The 17,904-nt window shown below is 32.0% G+C and carries 16 protein-coding genes and 3 pseudogenes; 9 read left to right on the forward strand and 10 right to left on the reverse strand.

Translation table 11 applies throughout. The features are described 5' to 3' along the window. Window positions 1–358, reverse strand: a pseudogene (locus tag DMP16_RS03050) (hypothetical protein); the annotation flags it as partial. 8 nt (window positions 359–366) lie between these two features. After that, entirely contained in the window at window positions 367–765 is a 399-nt protein-coding gene (trxA, locus tag DMP16_RS03055; RefSeq protein ID WP_069283941.1) for a thioredoxin, read from the reverse strand. A 56-nt stretch (window positions 766–821) separates the two neighbouring features. Between trxA and DMP16_RS03060 the strand changes: the two genes are divergently transcribed. Both DMP16_RS03060 and DMP16_RS03065 read left to right on the forward strand, forming a co-directional pair. Beyond that, window positions 822–1,739 (forward strand): FAD-dependent oxidoreductase, encoded by a 918-nt coding sequence (locus tag DMP16_RS03060; protein ID WP_069283940.1) that lies wholly within the window; start codon window positions 822–824, stop codon window positions 1,737–1,739. Window positions 1,740–1,753: 14 nt separating this feature from the next. Continuing rightward, window positions 1,754–2,467 carry a D-aminoacyl-tRNA deacylase gene (locus DMP16_RS03065; RefSeq protein WP_069283939.1) on the forward strand — a complete coding sequence of 238 codons (714 nt, stop codon included), beginning with the start codon at window positions 1,754–1,756 and terminating at the stop codon, window positions 2,465–2,467. Here the strand turns inward: DMP16_RS03065 and DMP16_RS03070 are convergent. Further along, window positions 2,432–3,061 carry a 2,3-diphosphoglycerate-dependent phosphoglycerate mutase gene (locus DMP16_RS03070; RefSeq protein WP_069283938.1) on the reverse strand — a complete coding sequence of 210 codons (630 nt, stop codon included), beginning with the start codon at window positions 3,059–3,061 and terminating at the stop codon, window positions 2,432–2,434. The genes DMP16_RS03065 and DMP16_RS03070 overlap by 36 nt on opposite strands. A 68-nt stretch (window positions 3,062–3,129) precedes the next feature. Here DMP16_RS03070 and DMP16_RS03075 point away from each other — a divergent pair, with 68 nt between their 5' ends. The 3 genes from DMP16_RS03075 to DMP16_RS03085 all read left to right on the forward strand — a co-directional run bounded on the left by DMP16_RS03075 (window position 3,130) and on the right by DMP16_RS03085 (window position 5,147). Further along, entirely contained in the window at window positions 3,130–4,107 is a 978-nt protein-coding gene (locus tag DMP16_RS03075; RefSeq protein ID WP_069283937.1) for a metallophosphoesterase, read from the forward strand. Window positions 4,108–4,282: 175 nt separating this feature from the next. Next, entirely contained in the window at window positions 4,283–4,777 is a 495-nt protein-coding gene (locus DMP16_RS03080; RefSeq protein WP_069283936.1) for a CBS domain-containing protein, read from the forward strand. 40 nt (window positions 4,778–4,817) lie between these two features. Beyond that, window positions 4,818–5,147, forward strand: a complete 330-nt coding sequence (locus DMP16_RS03085; RefSeq protein ID WP_069283935.1) for a hypothetical protein — start codon at window positions 4,818–4,820, stop codon at window positions 5,145–5,147. Here DMP16_RS03085 and DMP16_RS03090 read toward each other — a convergent pair. Further along, on the reverse strand, window positions 5,144–6,907 hold the full coding sequence (locus DMP16_RS03090; protein WP_069283934.1) for an archaea-specific SMC-related protein: 1,764 nt from the start codon (window positions 6,905–6,907) through the stop codon (window positions 5,144–5,146). The two genes, DMP16_RS03085 and DMP16_RS03090, sit on opposite strands and share 4 nt — an antisense overlap. 605 nt (window positions 6,908–7,512) lie before the next feature. Between DMP16_RS03090 and DMP16_RS03095 the strand changes: the two genes are divergently transcribed. Continuing rightward, window positions 7,513–7,929, forward strand: a complete 417-nt coding sequence (locus tag DMP16_RS03095; RefSeq protein ID WP_069283933.1) for a Fur family transcriptional regulator — start codon at window positions 7,513–7,515, stop codon at window positions 7,927–7,929. Here DMP16_RS03095 and DMP16_RS03100 read toward each other — a convergent pair. Continuing rightward, window positions 7,900–8,814: a nucleoside hydrolase gene (locus DMP16_RS03100; RefSeq protein ID WP_069283932.1), complete on the reverse strand. Its 915-nt coding sequence runs from the start codon at window positions 8,812–8,814 to the stop codon at window positions 7,900–7,902. The genes DMP16_RS03095 and DMP16_RS03100 overlap by 30 nt on opposite strands. 108 nt (window positions 8,815–8,922) lie before the next feature. Here DMP16_RS03100 and DMP16_RS03105 point away from each other — a divergent pair, with 108 nt between their 5' ends. From DMP16_RS03105 to DMP16_RS03115, 3 genes and pseudogenes are all read left to right on the forward strand, one after another. Next, window positions 8,923–9,393, forward strand: coding sequence for a hypothetical protein (locus tag DMP16_RS03105; RefSeq protein WP_069283931.1), 471 nt, complete (start codon window positions 8,923–8,925; stop codon window positions 9,391–9,393). Then, window positions 9,383–10,118, forward strand: a pseudogene (locus DMP16_RS03110) (class I SAM-dependent methyltransferase). Before DMP16_RS03105 ends, DMP16_RS03110 begins: the two are co-directional and overlap by 11 nt. Window positions 10,119–10,473: 355 nt before the next feature. Then, window positions 10,474–11,295: a cation diffusion facilitator family transporter gene (locus DMP16_RS03115; protein WP_069283929.1), complete on the forward strand. Its 822-nt coding sequence runs from the start codon at window positions 10,474–10,476 to the stop codon at window positions 11,293–11,295. On the opposite strand, the gene nurA is transcribed toward DMP16_RS03115, so the two are convergent. The 5 genes and pseudogenes from nurA to DMP16_RS11295 all read right to left on the reverse strand — a co-directional run. Beyond that, window positions 11,292–12,308: a DNA double-strand break repair nuclease NurA gene (gene nurA, locus DMP16_RS03120; RefSeq protein ID WP_069283928.1), complete on the reverse strand. Its 1,017-nt coding sequence runs from the start codon at window positions 12,306–12,308 to the stop codon at window positions 11,292–11,294. The two genes, DMP16_RS03115 and nurA, sit on opposite strands and share 4 nt — an antisense overlap. Next, complete coding sequence (locus DMP16_RS03125; protein WP_069283927.1) at window positions 12,298–14,904, reverse strand: SMC family ATPase; 2,607 nt, start codon at window positions 14,902–14,904, stop codon at window positions 12,298–12,300. The genes nurA and DMP16_RS03125 overlap by 11 nt, the downstream gene beginning before the upstream one ends. Continuing rightward, the gene (mre11, locus tag DMP16_RS03130) at window positions 14,905–16,038 is read right to left on the reverse strand and encodes a DNA double-strand break repair protein Mre11 (RefSeq protein ID WP_069283926.1); all 1,134 of its coding nucleotides are present in this window, start codon (window positions 16,036–16,038) and stop codon (window positions 14,905–14,907) included. 50 nt (window positions 16,039–16,088) lie between these two features. Continuing rightward, on the reverse strand, window positions 16,089–17,534 hold the full coding sequence (gene herA, locus DMP16_RS03135; protein ID WP_143576888.1) for a DNA double-strand break repair helicase HerA: 1,446 nt from the start codon (window positions 17,532–17,534) through the stop codon (window positions 16,089–16,091). A 241-nt stretch (window positions 17,535–17,775) separates the two neighbouring features. Further along, window positions 17,776–17,904, reverse strand: a pseudogene (locus DMP16_RS11295) (rubrerythrin); the annotation flags it as partial.

Raw genomic sequence — 17,904 nt, forward strand, 5'->3', positions numbered from 1 at the left:
TCTCAATTGACCCAAGTACCTTTGGTAATATATTATTAATTTCTTCCTCAGCAGAAATTTCACTATTGTAAGGTAAACTAACAACACCATAAGTTGGATTGGATATTGGTATGTTAATAGGCACAGCATTAGTCTCTTTTATCAATGGAGGAATTTCATTAACCTTAGTAAGAAAACTATTATTATTTTCATACATTCCTAATACTCTCATCCATGAAGAATGAGGAAACTGAGGCTTCCTATTAACTACTACTCCTCTATACGTGCTACTGAATAATGTAAATAGGGTTTTGGGATTACATTTCATGAAACTTGTGTAACTTAAGCCATCTATTCCCAATAGAATAGGATAAGTCATTTTTATCACTAATCCATGAGAGCCTTTAGTTTTTCTTCTATTTCTTCTCTAGGGACAGCCCCTATAACTGCATCAACAGGTTCACCGTTTTTAAAGAATATTACTGTCGGGAGACTCATTACACTATATCTTGCAGATATTTCTGGGTTTTCGTCAGAGTTTATTTTACCGAATCCTATTTGAGGATAATCTCTTGCTAACTCTTCTATAATGGGAGATAATATAAAGCAAGGGGCACACCATTCAGCCCAGAAGTCTACTACTGCTATCTTGTTCTTAGTTATAAAGTCATCAAAAGTTTTAGAATCTAAATGTCTAACTAGTTCATCTTCTTCCTTTTTTACAATTTTATTGAACTTCTCCTCTAGGATTTTTTGTAATTCGGGATCTTTAGTTTCTTCAGTCATAAGATATTATATATACTATTAATTTAAAAAGTTTTTATCATATAAAGAATACTGACATGACAAAATTAGTCGTAGTTGGTGGAGGAATAACGGGATTAATGATTGGACTATTATATAGTGGAGACTCAGTTATATTGGAAAAAGAAAAGAAAATAGCAAATAATTCTAGAGCGAGTTTGTGGTCAATTATGCCACCTCTATGTGGATCTCATAAGCAAGATTGCGAGAAAGCTATTACATTTTACTCCGAGATTTGTGAAAAATACGGGGTATATTGCAAAAAAACACACATATTGCGATTAGCTCAAAATAAGATAGGCGGAAAAATATTAGATAAGAAAGAGATTAAAGGTTTAGAACCAGTACTTAATATCGATGAAGCGGAATACTTTGATAATGCATTTTTCGTAGAAGGAGAAGAGTTATTTAACTTAATTAGTACAGATTTACACCTAGAAACAGGGTACGAAGTATTGGATGCAATGGTCGAAAATAACGAAATAAAATACTTGATAACTAATAAAGGTAATGTTAAGGGTGAATACTATGTTTTTACTACTGGGTTCATGAGTTCAAAGATATTACATAAGTTAGGTATCGATATAGAAATTCTACCATACAAAGGACACTTGATAATCTCAAACAAAAAAATTGGACTAAACGGAATATTGATAGTAAACGACAGAATAGCAGTTGAGGGAAAAAATCTTTATCTCAATGGGGATTCAAAATTAGATAATTCGATTGATGTAAATTATGAGGAAATTTATAGAACTATTAACGAAATAGGAAAGATAATTCGAGTTGATACATCCGCTTTAGAGATAAGGGTAGGTTTTAGGAGTGTCTCTAAGGATGGTGAACCAATAGTTAGAAATATTTTTTCTAACGCTATTTTAGTGACAGGTTACAGATTTGGATTCGCTCTCGCACCTATATTAGCACATAAAGCGATAGATTTAATCAAAAGTTAGGAGGAATAAACACTATGGATATTAGAGTCATTTACTCTTCTAAAGACCCAGTTGGTATTACAATTAAAAAATTAGGTTATAAATTTGAAGAAATAAATGAAGACGTTACGAATTTTAGATATGATAAGGGAGATGCAATAATAATATTTTCAAGACATAAGAGTAAAGCAGGTGTTCCCTCAATTACCATACACTATCCAGGTAATCCTACAGAAGAGACGATGGGAGGAGAGCCGAAGAAATTGGGCATGGCATATCCAAAGCTATTTTCATCTATATTGAGGGAAATACTGAAAATAAACTTTAATATAGAAAAAGTGATAGAAGCTACGCATCATGGACCAACATATCAGAGTAAGCCAATAATTTTCGTTGAGATAGGAAGTAGTATTGAGTATTGGACTAATGGAGAACTAGTAAAAACCGTTGTGGAGCATACAATTAAAGGTGTTGAATCATTAGATAATAATATATGCAAAGACTATATTTCAGGGTTTGGGGGACCTCATTACTCAAAACTATTTACCAATTTATCAAAGGAAAATTGCATAGGACATGTAGTTTCCAAACACTACGTAAACATGATTGATGATAACGTGATTGTACAAGTTGTTAAAAACAGTATAGAACCAATTAGAAAGGTAATTTTAGATAGCCTAAACTCTACCCAAAGAGAAAAGATAACTAAAGTTTTAAAAAACTTTGACATTAATATCGAGTCTCGCTAATATCTGATTTGATATAATTGGTGAGCCTATACTAAGAATTTTACAAGATTCAATATTCCTACCACACTTTACAATACTAAAACTTGCATTGGGTATCTTTATGCCCCAACCACTAATATCGTCTAAGCCCAAAAAATAGTTTATTATTGCCCTTATAGGATCAGAATGAGATACGGCAATTATTATCCCATTCTCGCTCAGCACTGAATTGACAAAACTCTTCATCCTCCTCGTCATATCGTCCCAACTCTCCAATCCCTTTATCTCTATATTTCCCTTTAACATTCTTAACTTCCAATGGTCAGAAGGATCAAAGGTAGTATTATTTAACTCTCCTAGAAATCTCTCTCTTAATCTCTCATCAACTATTGGTAGAAGCCCTATCGTTTCAGCTATAATTAACGCAGTTTGATATGCTCTTAGAACTGGGCTAGTGTATATTTTCTCTATTTTCAATTTTGCTAATTCCTTAGATGCTTCTTTAACCTGATTAACACCCTCCTCAGTTAAAGGATAACTATTACTATCATGACTAAGGATCTTATTGACGTTCGATGTGCTTAATCCATGCCTTACAAAAACTATTGTAGTCATCAGTATATGTATGACATTCCAGCTTATTAGTTTAAACTTTAAATACGATTATAAGATGAAGAATTAATGTGGTCTCATTATTTAAGAGGAAAAAAGATGACAGCACAACTGACAACTTAGTCAGGATTCTATTCACATCAGATCTTCACGCGTCTTATACAACCTTTAAAAAATTCATAAATGCTGCAAAGTTATATAAAGTAGATGCATTAATAATAGGTGGCGATATAGCTGGTAAGTCATTAGTTCCCATAATAGATTTAGGAAATAATAAATTTTTAATTGATAATAAGGAAATTTCGTCTTCAGAGTTAAATACTATAACAGAGAAATTTAAAAATGAAGGAACGTATTACGCAATACTCAGTAAAAAAGAGTTTGATGAGGCTGTTGGGAATAAGAAAGTTCAGGAGGAATTATTTAAAGTAGCTATGATTAGTACTTTAAGAGATTGGATTAGAATAGCCGATGAGAGATTGAAGGAAAACAAAATACCTATATTTGTAAATTTAGGAAATGATGATCCAGAGTATTTATTTGACGTATTAAAAGAAGGTGAGATGTTCAAGGTAGGAGAGGGAGAGGTATTTGAGTTTAACGGGTATCAAATCGTATCTTATGGCTATGTTAATCCAACGCCTTGGAACACATTTAGAGAAAAGAGAGAGGAAGACATTTATTCCGATCTAAAAAAAATAGTGTCAAAAATTACTAATTTTGAAAGGGCAATATATAATTTTCATGCTCCTCCATTCAATACAAATCTAGATAATGCTCCTTTACTTGATGAAGAGCTTAAGCCTGTAATCAGAGCTGGAGAAATTATATATACACACGTTGGATCAAAGTCTATACGAAGAATAATTGAGGAGACAAAGCCTCTATTAGGTTTACATGGACACATTCATGAATCTAAAGGATTTGACAAATTAAACAATACCATTGTTATAAATCCGGGTAGTGAATATAATAACGGGCTATTACACGCTGCACTTATTGTCCTACAAGGAAATAAGGTGAAAGCACATCAATTTATCTTAGGGTAAACTCTATTTTTCCTTACTCTAAACCTATTTAATATTTAAGTCATATCCCCTTTTATCATGAAGGAGTACTTAAAAGACGTATAGAATAATTCGGTGAATCTTGAAATACTATATATAGAAATACAAAAAATGATAAGTATAAAGTTTATTTACTCCTTTTTACATTATATATTATATGCAACTAATGGTCAAAAATGTAATGTCTAAAAAAGTTTATACAATTAGAGTGGACTCAACGATTAAGGATGCAGCTGATGAAATGAAAAAACATAACGTGGGATCTTTATTGGTAGTTGACGAAGAGGACACAATATTGGGTATCATAACTGAAAGAGATATAGTTAGAGCTTACGCTGATAAAAGAATTGATAGTAAAATAAAAGATTACATGACAAAAGAAGTGAAAGGTGTTTCAGAAGATACAAGCGTAATTAATGCTCTAAATATAATGGTGGAAAATGGTTTTAGGCATCTCCCCATAGTAAATGAAAGGGGAAGAGTAAGTGGTATAGTGTCAATTAGGGATCTAGTTAAAGCATTAGTAGATCCACACTACTCTCAGTATGGGAAAGAGTGGCATGAAGTTAAGAGTACTGGTTTAACTTGTCCTGTATGCGGTCTAGAAATCGATGAATACGGTTACTGTGGATGCGGAAGCGGATCTAGTTAATGACCAATAGTTTTTTTAAGGTGCGAACTTTCTTCTACATATGATTATATTTTATGCAATAGGTGAGAGAGATCGTGCAAAAGAACTGGTAAGAATTATTACTAAAACTCGTTGGAAAACGATCTCTAAACACGCTATAAAAATAGCTAGCTCATCTATTGGACCATCAGTAGTCATATTCAAACCTACTATGGCTGGACTTGCCGTAGCCTTATGGTTAAAACAAAGGGCTGACGAATTAGGAATGACTTCAACGGTCGGATGGTTTGAACCTATAACTGAAATACCACCGCAAGTAGAGGACGCGATTAGAACTGACTTAAATAAAATCTTGATGAAAAAACTAGAAGTGCCATGGTCTCCATCTTAAGTTGAAATTTCAACTTGTTTAGATGGTATTGTTTTTATTTCTGTGCTCTCATTACTTTTGGTTACTATTACATAATCTGCTATTTCTGATAAGTACTCTAGTAATCTATTAAACCTCTTCTGATCAAAAGTCATTGCTGACTCATCAATTATGAAGTAAGGCGTCTTGAAGTAAGCTTTAAGAGCGCTTAGCACTAGTATTAACGCTAATGTAGTCCTCTCTGATGAAGATAATTTCTTTATATCTATGGTTGCTCCTCTTCTTTTCACAACTAATCTGTAATTATTATCTATTTCCGCTTCCATCTCAAATTCAAACCTTCTCAACAATTGATTTGATATTCTAGTAAATTCATCCCTAGCTTTAGTCAGTCTTTTGATGTACTCCACTTGTAACTCCTCAACTTGTTTCTGCAACTGCTCTATTCTTATTTCCTTTTCCTTAAGCTCCTCTAATATCGAGGATGGGACGCCTAATAATTGCAACTCATACTCGTATTCCTCCCTTTTCTTTCTCAATTCCTCAATTCTCTTCAAAATAGCATTACTATCATCTGGTGTGATTACTGCTCCACTTAAAGACTCACTCCTATTGAATCTCTCTTCTGTCTCTCTCTTCTGTCTCTCGAGATCATCAATTTGGAATTTAACAGAACCTATCCTGTTTATTAGCTCTTCTCTCTTACCCTTTAACTTAATAATATCATTCTCAACGCTTTCAAACTCCTTTAGTTTTAACTCTAATTCTTCTTTTCTCTTCTGTAAACTAATTATGTCATTACGAACAGAGTCTAGCAACGAAGTTTTATCTCTCAATTCTCGCTCTATAACGTCTATTCTAACTTTCCATATACTCGGATCAACCTTACTTCCACACACATTGCACGTGTCAAGGTGTTGCTTATCTGACTCTTTTACTTCCTCAAATACCCTCTCTAATACTTTAAGTTCTATTTCCAACTCAGACCTATCATTACTTTTAGCCTTAAGTTTCTCATTAATTTCGTCTAATTCTTTCTGTATTTGAGATTTAATTTCTGAAGAGATCTTTGATTGCTTACTTTGAATTTCCTCTTCTATCTTCTTCAGTGCAAGTTCTAAGTTAGCAAGCTCATCTTTCTTTACCTTTATCTTATTCATGATCTCGTTTATCTTATTTTGTCTCGTTATTGTTATTGTGTGTGTAGTCTTCATCACAATATTAGAGCTACTTTCCCTCTCTTTTTCTAGTTTCTCCATCTCCTCATCAAGAGCTCTTATTTTATTTTGAATTTCCCTTATATCGTTATACTTCTTTTGTAACTCATCTCTTGAAGCTATTTCCGCATTTAATAGCTTCTGCATTTCCTCTTTCTTAGCTCTAATTTCATTGATTTTAGAAGTAGCTGAAATAAACCATTCTACGTTTCCATCTCCAGATAAAATTTGGGTTACTAATCTATTTTCTGGAGAGAAGTACGTTAACAGTAAAGCTCTATCGTCATCCATTATTAGATTCTTTTCTTCATATAATCCGTTTTTAACCCTCTTTATCCTTCTATAGTACTCTTTATTATCTAAATATACTTCAACATACCCATTATCAGCAAAAACATTCAGCAAGTCCTCTGGCTTAATGCTAGATGTTAGCATAGACACTAATGCCCTAACTAACGATGTCTTACCATAAGCGTTTGGAGCTTCATATGTTGTAACGCCTTTCTCTAGGTCAATACTATATTCTTGTGTTATTCCACCTATATTATATACTCTAACCTTCATCTAGTGGTATTAATACTAGGAAGTATAAAAACTCTTTCCTCCCTCAACAATCTTATTATGGAAAAACTCTTCAAATTGAAAATATGGAAATAGGATAACTTTAGATTTTAGTATATTTAATATCACAGTTAAAGTTCATTAAGTTTGATATTTTGCAATAAAGCTAAAGTAGATCAAAGTGTATTTATTAACACTTTTTAAGAATATATAAAGTCGATTTAATAAAGATATATGTTAACTCTACATATGCCCAGAATAATTAGCAAGACATAAATCTACAGTTTTCCTTATTAGGTCAATATCTTTACATGATTATTGAGAATTGCATAGTCGATGGGGCTTAGATGTACGAACTCTAATGAAAGCCCAAAATTTAATATTCATAAAATAAAACACAGTTCCCCTAATAAAAATTAGTTTATAGTAAGCTTATATGACAAAGCTTGATCAAATAAATAACTTTAACCTCTTATCGCCTATATATGAATAGAGTAAAATCAAGGGGCCTATCTTTTTGAATTTTCTACACTTTAATTTAACTAGATTCCTAGATAACTGCAATTAGGAGAAATTTTAAATTACTCGGAAATAGAAGTTAATTCAGTATGGAAGCTGATCTAGCAAACCTCTTGAGGCAAAGGAACTTAAAGGTAACTCCCCAGAGGATAGCTATATTAAAACTAATTATGAAAGGAGGCCATTTCAGCGGAGAACAGATCTTTCAAGAACTAAAAAAAACAGAACCCAGCATTAGTCTATCTACAGTCTATAATACATTGGAAACTTTAAAGAATGCTGGAATACTGAATTCCTTTGAAGCGAATGGTATTACTTGGTTCGAAATAAATAGGAAACCACATATTAACGTGTTCTGCACTAATAACAGTGAAATTATAGATGTAGATGATTTAGAAATAAATGACTTAACTGTGGAATTAAATAAAAAGGGGTTGGATGTGAAAAACGTTAGTATTGTAGTCTACGCTGATTGCTCAAAACTTACTAAGGGTACTAAACAATAAATTCTTAAACTTTTCATCATCAGCTTCTAATACTATTTCAGCATTCTGTCTGTTATGACTATACCAATCTATCAACATTGCACCTCTAGATTCTGAACAGGTTTCAACATCAACATACCTCCTTAATGATCTCTTTATTATTGTGCTATCGTAAGCTATAGCAACTGTTAACGAATCAGGGTGAACACTTCCATTTATGCCTTGTGCTTTAGAATAATCACGTAAAGTCTTGTTAACTCTAATGAAGAAATCTGATAACCTAGTATTCATTTTCGATATTCGATCCCAATCTTTTTCATTAACAACAGCATGAAGTTCTGCAGTCTCCCATGGAACTATAGTTACATCAAAACCGGCATTAAGTATAATTTTAGCTGCCTCTGGGTCAACCCAAAAGTTAAATTCAGCAATGGGTGTAGTATTTCCCTTGGAAAATGCTCCCCCCATAATCCATATCTTCCTTATTCTGCTTACTATTTTGTGATCCTTTAGATAAGCTAAGGCAATATTTGTTAGGGGCGATACTGCCAAGATTTCAAGTTCTCCATTGTATTCTTTCGAGAGTCTTAATATCGCATCCACAGCATGTTCATCTGTAGGCTTCTTATTAGGCTCTGGATAATTCCAATCTCCCATTCCATTATTACCGTGAACTTCTTCTACAGTTCTCCACTTACCTAGTATTGGTCTATCCGCTCCAATATAAACTGGAACGTCTGATCTTCCAATATATTCTAGCGTGAACAAAGCGTTCTTCACCTGATTCTCGAATTTAACGTTACCCGCGACAATAGTAACTCCAAGAAGATCAAAATATCTCGAAGCTAATAGTATAGCTATTGTATCATCACTGGCTGTGTCTGAATCAATTATTACCTTTCTCACGTTCTCTGAAAGAATAGAATAAAATAAAAGATTAACTCTGCAAAGGTATTATACGATCCTTATGATATACACTATCTTTATTAGGCTGAAGGAGAAAATTTATTATTGATGCAAAACTTTAGAGAGCTTACTATTGATATAGCTCTTTCTAAGAGGATTAGTGGATACGAAAGGATATATGAGGATGGGCTGAGAAGAAGAAACTCATGTGTTTATTATAATACTGAATATTGTAAAAAATTTTCAGGTAAAAGTAAAATACTTGCAAGCTGGAAATCTAATGGAAAGATAGTTCCTCACCCTGCATTTTGTTACTTATGTCCCTACTATTCAATTAAGGACGATGGAAAAATTATAACGGCAGACCTCTTAGATATATATATAATTTACGTTAATTTAAAAGGACAGCTAGAAAAAGAATTGGAATTTATTGAAAATAGGTTGTCAGAATTCTCCTATTCTACGTCGATAGCATTAAGGAGAAGGAGAGAAGATCTATTAACATTCTTAGATGATATAATATCAAAAATTAAGATATTACTAGAGATGATTAGGATTAGTGAGACTAATGGAGTATGAAAACATATTTAATGATCCAAAAGGATATAAAAGATGGTACGAAGAACACAATAAAATATACGATAATGAAAGAAATGTCGTTAGAAGTTTTAACCTTAAAGATTGTTTAGACATAGGATCTGGACCAGGCATATTTCATGAAGTTATACATGGATACAAAGTCTCAGTAGACATATCATTATTAATGCTAATGGAAAGTAAAAGCGATGATAGTGTATTAAGTGATGCGTTATACTTGCCTTTTAGGAACAAATCATTTGACTGTACTTTCACATCAGTTACAATATGTTTTATTGATAGTCTTGAAAAATTTATTAGTGAAATAGAGAGAGTAACCAAAAAGCGGGCGGTAATATGCTTTATACCTAGAGATTCTCCATGGGGAAAATACTATGATGAATTGGGTAAGAAAGGACATAAATACTACTCTAGAGCAATTTTTAGAACTAAAGAAGAAATATACAAAACTATTAATAAATATATGAAAATAATCACAGTAAGGTCTACATTAAGCTCAGAACCATCTAATGAGAAAAGCTGGGAGGATAATGATATATATTACGATGATGACAGAGGTTCATTTATTTGTGTTGAGGCTATCACCCGGTAGAGCGGAGCCCTTTTCATCGAGCCTTCATAGGCACTCGAGGGCTGATCCTACCGGATTGCTGATCTATTCCTTCTTTTTAAAACTCTTAAATCTTTCCCCAGTCCAATTTAGATAAATTTAGTAACCCAGTGCTTTTAGAATATTAAACTCCTATGTTAATTGCTTGATGCCTATAAGATAATAGTCTTTCCATTACGTGAGGAATAACTAAACGTAAGGTAAATTGTATAAATTTAATTAACTTGTGTAAAATACTAAATAATCTTAACTATTTTCATATTGAAATAAATATGCTAATAAGATATGCACTCTTAGGTATATTTATTCATTTGTTCTGAAGAAAGCATCCGTAATATGGTTACGAAGTGCATAATGACTCAATCCCTAAACTAAAAATTTTGTAATGATACGATCTTTTTAGGATCCTCCTAAATAAGCTTTATTTTAGGGTTTAGCGTACATTATATAATGTGAGAATAACTTTAATTTTAATGACTTTAATTGTTATAACAACACTTATAGCATATTTCATAAGTCACAGTCCACTACTCCTCTCTGAATTTTCTCATTCATTTATAGATTTTATTACTATTTTACTATCTATATTACTAATAGGCAAAATTTCTGGGATCTCCGGTAATAAAAACTTTATTTATACATATGGACTCCACAGATTGGAAATTTTTTCCGCTATACTAAACATAGTAACTATTATAGTTCTGTCACTATTTATTGTCTATTCTTCTATTATATCATTATTATTAGGCATTCATGAAAACCCAATACTTCTTATAATTATTTCAACTATTGCTGGAATTTTAACATACGTAGCCAATAAGTTCACGAGAGAAGATAACATAGGTAAGAAGGGCATAAGCTTACACTTATTTTCTGATCTGATAAGCTATATTTTAGGAATATTTGCTGGCTTTATTATATTACTTTATAAACTTTACTTTATTGATCCAGCAACGGCAATAGCCATAGTAGCCATCAATCTAATAATCACTAGACCGATTTTAAGAGAAGCTTACGTTATATTAATGGAAGGCTCCCCAGTTAATACGCAGGACATAAAATCTGTCTTAGAAAGCGAAAAGATTAATGTTCATCACTTGCACGTCTGGTCGGTCTGTAGTCATATTAAGGCTGCGACACTACACGTTAAAGTTAGTCCAAACACTACAATTAAAGAGACCGACGAAATCAGAAGAAAAATTTCTAATATCCTCAAAGAGAAATATAATATAACTCACTTAACAGTTCAGTTTGAATCAGAAAACTATGATTAATAAAACTGGCTTGGCCACCACTCAATCTCTTTCTTAAATTTACTTCCAATCATATTTAGTATGCGTCTTCTGTCTTCACTTGAAATTCTGACATCTATATGTGCCTTCAACAAAGGGAAAGGATAGCCCTTTATTGATACATTAGCTAAAACATCTACAATCTCCTTAACTATGTTTTCATCAATCCTTCCTAAAACATCTACCCTTAAAACCCTACTACCCTTACTAAGCCTTACATAAAAGGAGCTATATTCCATCCCTTTCAAAATTTCTAGCTTATCGTAGTTATCTGATATAAGATTAGAATCTATAGTTTTAGTTAATATTTTTGAAAATCCCGGGTCTTGCGTAAATAACTCTAATAGTACAGTGTCTGGATAATCTGTATTAAAAACATCTTTAGATCTGCTGATTTTAGATATCCACATAACTTTATCACTAAAATCTTCTACAATTTTAGCAATTATATACTGATTTAGCAATTCTAGAATCTTTTTCATTTTTTTCTCATCCTTTAATGAGATAATATTATCAATGTCCAGACTTTCAACCATCTTTAAATCATCTTGGGTTAAACCCTCCATATTCACCTTTTTGCCCAATTTTTTTACTAAATTACCATCTAAAAGGACATAATCCCCTTGACCGCTGTAATCTAAAGATAATTTAAGTTCTAAAGCTTCCATTAACAAGTTAGCTCTCTCTCTCGCATCGACACCGGGTCTAAAGAAACCAATCTTACCATCTTCAGATATTACTTGAATTTTACCTTCATAACCCAATACAGCCTCTGCGTCGATAACATATAGGATTCCTATTCTCATAGCCCTAGTAAATGAACCACCATCAATCGCTATAATTTTTTTATTTACCTTAGGATTTGGATTATATACTCTCCAATTTGCTGAAATCTGTTCTTTAATTTCTTTCTCCAAATATTTTGAAATATTAAATATCTGATCTCTTATTTTTTGATGATCCTTCAGTAATATGTCATATACTTTAGTTATCATTAGCCTCACTCACCACGCTCTTATTTCCTTTCTTTTCCACATTAATTACATAGTCTGCTGCATTTTCTATCTCTCTGTCGTGTGTAACTACAATAATTTGTGGTACTACCTCTTTCAAGTTTTTAATTATTTCGATGAGATAATTTCTTCTATCCTCATCTAAGTGAACTGTTGGCTCGTCTAGGATGAAGAAATTAGCATCAGACATGAGACTTCTAGCTATGGCTAACCTTAAACCTAATGCTAATGCCATTTTTTCTCCTCCACTTAATGAGGTTACGGGCAATTGATCTCCACTATTTGTATAAACTATAATATAATCTCCCCTATTACTTTTTCCCCTCTTAGGGGATATCTCTATTTCTGCGTTCTTAATTGATAAATCGAATTTCGATATTATATCATTTAAGTTATTTTCTATAACTTGTTTAGTTGCCATAATTATATAACTCTGTAGCCTTTTCTCTCCTAAAGCTTCCCTTATTCTGGTTAATTTGCTAATTGCGTTAGTTATTTTTGTCTCCTCACCTAACTTGGATTCGATCTGAACCATCTGAGTATTCATATCTTCTATTTCTTTCTTAAGGCTACTCAACTCTCCTTCTATCTTACTTTTCATATTTCTCCTCTCATCTAGAAATTTATCCAGATTTTCTACTTTTTTCTTTAATTCTTGATAATAATCTTCGTCAAAAGATATTTCTTCTAATTTCTGCTTAAGTTTTTCTATTTCTTTCTCTAAATTTTCTTTTTTCTTAAGATCCTCTTCCAATATTGCTCTCTTTCTCCTTAAATCATCTAAACTTTTCTTCTTCTTCTCTAGCTCTTCTATCCTTCTTTCGATTTCAAATTTGTTTAATCCTTTAACTTCGTTCTCTAATTTCCTTAATTCACCTTCAATTTGCTTCTTCTTATTAAGTAGCTCCTCTATTCTCCGCTTCTTATCTGAAAGAGAACTTTCATCATACTTGGATAATTTAAGGTAATTATCATAATAGTCCTTGAGTTTTTCTAATTCATTGTTAACTTCATTTCTTCTATCCTCTATATTTCCATATTTACTAATTTCTTGCTTTAATTTCGATAGTTCATCCTCTAACTCTTCTATTTGCATTTTTATCTTGTCGAATTTTCCCTTTTCAGACATTATTCTTTTTTGTTCCAATCTTAATTTATTTAATTTATTAGTTAGCTCTCTTAAATTCTCTTCAGTGCGCTCTTTTTCCTTTACTAGACTATCCCTTTTTTCAGTATATTCGCTGATAACTCTCTGCCTATGCTCATCATCTAAAGGTCTTCCACAGATAGGACACCTATCACTTTTAACCTGGGTAATATTTTTGATTATTTCATCAGCCTCCTTGATACCATTTTGAATTTGTCCCAATTTCCTATCTAATTCAGATTTTTGATTTTCAAACTCCTTTATGTTCTTTTCGACTTCTTCTAAATTTTTTTCATTAAATTGTATATTCGCTAAATCATTTTTATATTTCTCCAAAGTTTGTTCTTTAGATGCGATTTTACTTTTTAACTGAATATATCTATTATACTCTTCGTCGATTCTTTTCTTCTCACTATACAATTGGGTATACTTAATATAAAAGGGTTCTAACTCCCTTTTCTTCCTTAGAGACTTTTCATATTCATCAATTTCCACTTGAAGATCATTTATACTCTTAGATACTGAATCATAGTTATCTTTCAATAATAAATATCTATCTAAATTATTTTTAAGTTCTCTTAATTTTTCTAACTGCTCCACTTCTTTTTCTAATTCACTTATATTTCTAGTCTCGTTTTCAAGTCTCTTTATTTCCCTTTCAATTTCTTCAAATGATTTGTTCTTCTCATCTAGACTAGTTTTTATTTTAATATAATTCTCTCTCTTTATCTCATACTCATCTAACTCTTTATTAACTTGTCCTAGAGAACTTTCAAGGTTAGCGATTTCATTAGACAAAGATGATATGTAATTCTCTAACTCCTTTACTTTATCTTGCTTTTCCTTTAATCTATCCCTTATTTGGTTATATTGACTCTTCAGTACGTTAAAGCCTTCAAGTTTTGACTCCAATTGCTTAATTAAATTGGCTATTGGACCCTTACTATCAATTAATTTGTCAATCGCCTCAAGTTTGAGAATACCACCTATAGTATTTTGGAACTCATCTAAGATTTTATCCAATTCTCCTTGTCTTACGATTATAGTAGAGAGGGCAATATCTTTATCTATTCCTAAATATTTTTCCAGTTCTGATGTTACATTTTCAGCACCATAAGTAATAGGCTTATTGTTTACTAAAAGATGATCTTCAATAGAACCACTACCTCTACTTAAGTTTCTTTTTATTATTATTACATCATTACCTCTAGACAAAGTTAACGAAACCTTGCTTCTTGATGCACCACGTTTAATGAAATTCTCTAGAACACCCCTGCTTTTTTCCCTAAACATGGCAAAAACGATGCCATCAATTATTGAGCTTTTACCGGCTCCATTAGGACCTAATATTACATTTACCTCTCCTTTGAATTGAACTGTAGATTTCTCATGACTAATGAAGTTCTCTAGCTCTATTTTATCTATTTTCATTTATTCCAGACCTCCTAATTTCATTAGAATTTTCTCAACATTTTCACTTGAATCTACATTCTTAATCATTTCTATTATCAATTCTGCTTCCTCTTTACTGAACTTTTCATATTCAGTTAGATACTCCAGAATTATTTTATCTAATCCCTTATCCTTAGGTGGAGTGATAGTTAAATTCCCAATTGTCTGAGAAGTTTCATCTTTATATATCCTATAATAGGCAACGACGTCACTTAATTCCGTTGTTAATTCGGCATTCAATTTGTCTCTTCTCATTTTTTCTCCACGCAATATAATGTGTAATATTGGTTTAGACTTCAACTTTTTTATCTCATCCTTTATGTTTTGAATATCAACCTTTAAATTACGTGTATCGACAGCTCTTACAATTTGTGGTCTAATCTCTAAGTTTATCTCTTGAAGTATTGGTAAATTCTTGGAAAAATCTATTAAGTATACCCCTTTACGATTTTTTTCATAGCCTGCAATTTCCTCTTCCCTCATAATATCTGGAGAACCAGCTATAGCCACAATAGACCCGTTATCCATTTCCATTTTCCATCTATCATGTAAGTGACCTAAAGCATAATATCCAAAACCCTTAGGTAAATCACCTATCTCCAACTGCCACGAACTCTCATATGGCAATAATTGTTTAAAACCTTGATGTAAAAGCAAAATACTTCTAGTGCTACTCGGTTTTAAAGATGATAACATTTCCTTCAGAATTTGTCTTGAAATAGTTGGCACATGTGAAATTCCATAGACTTCCAGATTATTACCTAATATGTATGGAGTCCTATAATCAAGTATTTTTATTAGATCTAACTCAGCTAAAATGTTATGAGGGTAGATATAACCTTTTCTTTTAGGCGTATCATGATCACCGGGAATAGATAAGAATGGTATGTTTGCTTCTTTAAGCTTTCTTAAACTTTTTATTGCATTAAGAATAGCGTTATTAGGCGGATTATGTACATCGAAGAGATCGCCAGAGTGAATTACAGCATCGACATGATTCTCCAAGGCTATATCTACTATTTTTGAAAATACATCATAGAGGTCTTTCTCTCTCTCTAGTAAAGAATATTGTCTTTTACCTAAATGAGTATCTGAAACATGTAGTATAAGCATTACTCTTCACCAGAACCAAAATTCACAAATCCCGATATACTATTTTCTTCCTATTCCGCGTTTTTCCATTCTTTTAACATATCAGGATCAGCCCCTAATAGTTTTCCCTCAAACTTGTCTATCTTTACTATAGCAGGTAATTTAACTATCTTACCTATTATTATCGCTTCTCCTACATCCAATGACGAAAGCTGTTCAACTAAATCTTCACTTAAATTATCACTAGACTCCAAGATGTATTTTTTATCATTAGGTTCAACTATTTTCAAAATAATCTTATTGGTCATTTGACTTAAGATATTATCATCTAGCCCTTTTGGTCTCTGGCTAACTATTACTAATCCGACACCGAACTTTCTTCCTTCTCTTGCTATTCTGGAAGCCCAATATTTAGTTAACGTATTTTCATTCTTAGAAAGGAATACATGAGCTTCTTCGATAACGGAAATTATAGGAAACTTTAAACCAGAGGATCTCTTTCTAGCAAATTCTTTTCTGGAGTCTAAAATTCTTCTTAAATAATGTGACACCACAGCATCCATTGAATCCTCATCTAGTTGAGTCAAGTTTACAACATTAACTCTACTTCTCTTAATTTTCTCTATGACGTCAGAAGCTGATAAATCTATTACACCATTATATCTATCAACAAATTCTTCTAACTTATTAAGAAGTTCATCAGCAGGGTTCTCTCTTTTCTCTCCTTTACCTTCATTTTGAATGTAACTCTCCATTATTTCAAGAAATTCTTGATTTAATTTGGAAAGAGATACTTGACCTTCCTTAATTTTATTCGATATCTCCTGCTTAAATTTATTGAATGCTCTTCTTAGTATTCTAAACTGTATTGTAGCATTTTCTCTAACCTCCAATAATGTAGCAAATTCTCTAGGAGTTAGATATAACGGATTAAGTCTGGGCTCAATATTATTCAAATTTTTCATATCGCTATCGTAATATTCTCCATGATAGTCAAATATTATAACAGATCCACCTAACTCAGATATTCTTTGTGACAAAACTGCTACTGTATTTGACTTTCCCGCCCCCGTAGCTGCTAGTATTGCTAAATGCCTTGACAACGAGTTAATATTCAATCTCACACTTACTGATGTCCCAACTAGAGTACCTATCCTAATATTACCATCCGAGTAAATACTTTTTAATTCTTCTTCTTCTGCTTCTCTAACTGGCGTTCCAGCAGATGGAGGAATATCGGGCATTAAACAGTTTTTATTTAAATCACATAATAGTTTAATTTTTGCCTTAATGAAAAACGGAATATTATCATTGTAATCTTTTAACTTTTGAACAATTTCTATATCATTCATATTCTCATCTAACATGGAACTACCACGCGTTACAAACGTAATTAAACCTAGTACCTTAACATTATCATATTCTAGCATAACGTAATTTCCTAGCCTAACTGGTTTCTCCGCCAACATTGAAGCTTCTTGAGTAGTGGCAGAACCTATAACATATCCAATTATCATCATTATTTAATGGTTTCTAACACTTTAAATGGATTACCACAAACTTAAAAGTAATACCTTCAAAATTAATTGAAAATTTAATCAGATAAAAGAAGGAAGGAAAAATTGATCAATTAAAAACAGTGTTTTGATTCCTTCGCATGCCTTACAATCAAAGAAAATATACTTATTACTTGAAATTTTTGTTACGTTAAATTGTAGAAAAGTTCTAACAAAACAAACTTAAAAAGATAAAATAGCTTTAAAGAGCCTTCGCTACTGATTTTATTGTTTCCGCAATTTTAGCTTCTTGATCAGCAAAACTGCATAACATCCTCTCTATATCTTCATGACCCTCTGCCTTAGCAGTCATAGCAACCTTATTATACTC

Source organism: Sulfolobus sp. B1, assembly GCF_007050195.1.
Taxonomy (GTDB): domain Archaea; phylum Thermoproteota; class Thermoprotei_A; order Sulfolobales; family Sulfolobaceae; genus Saccharolobus.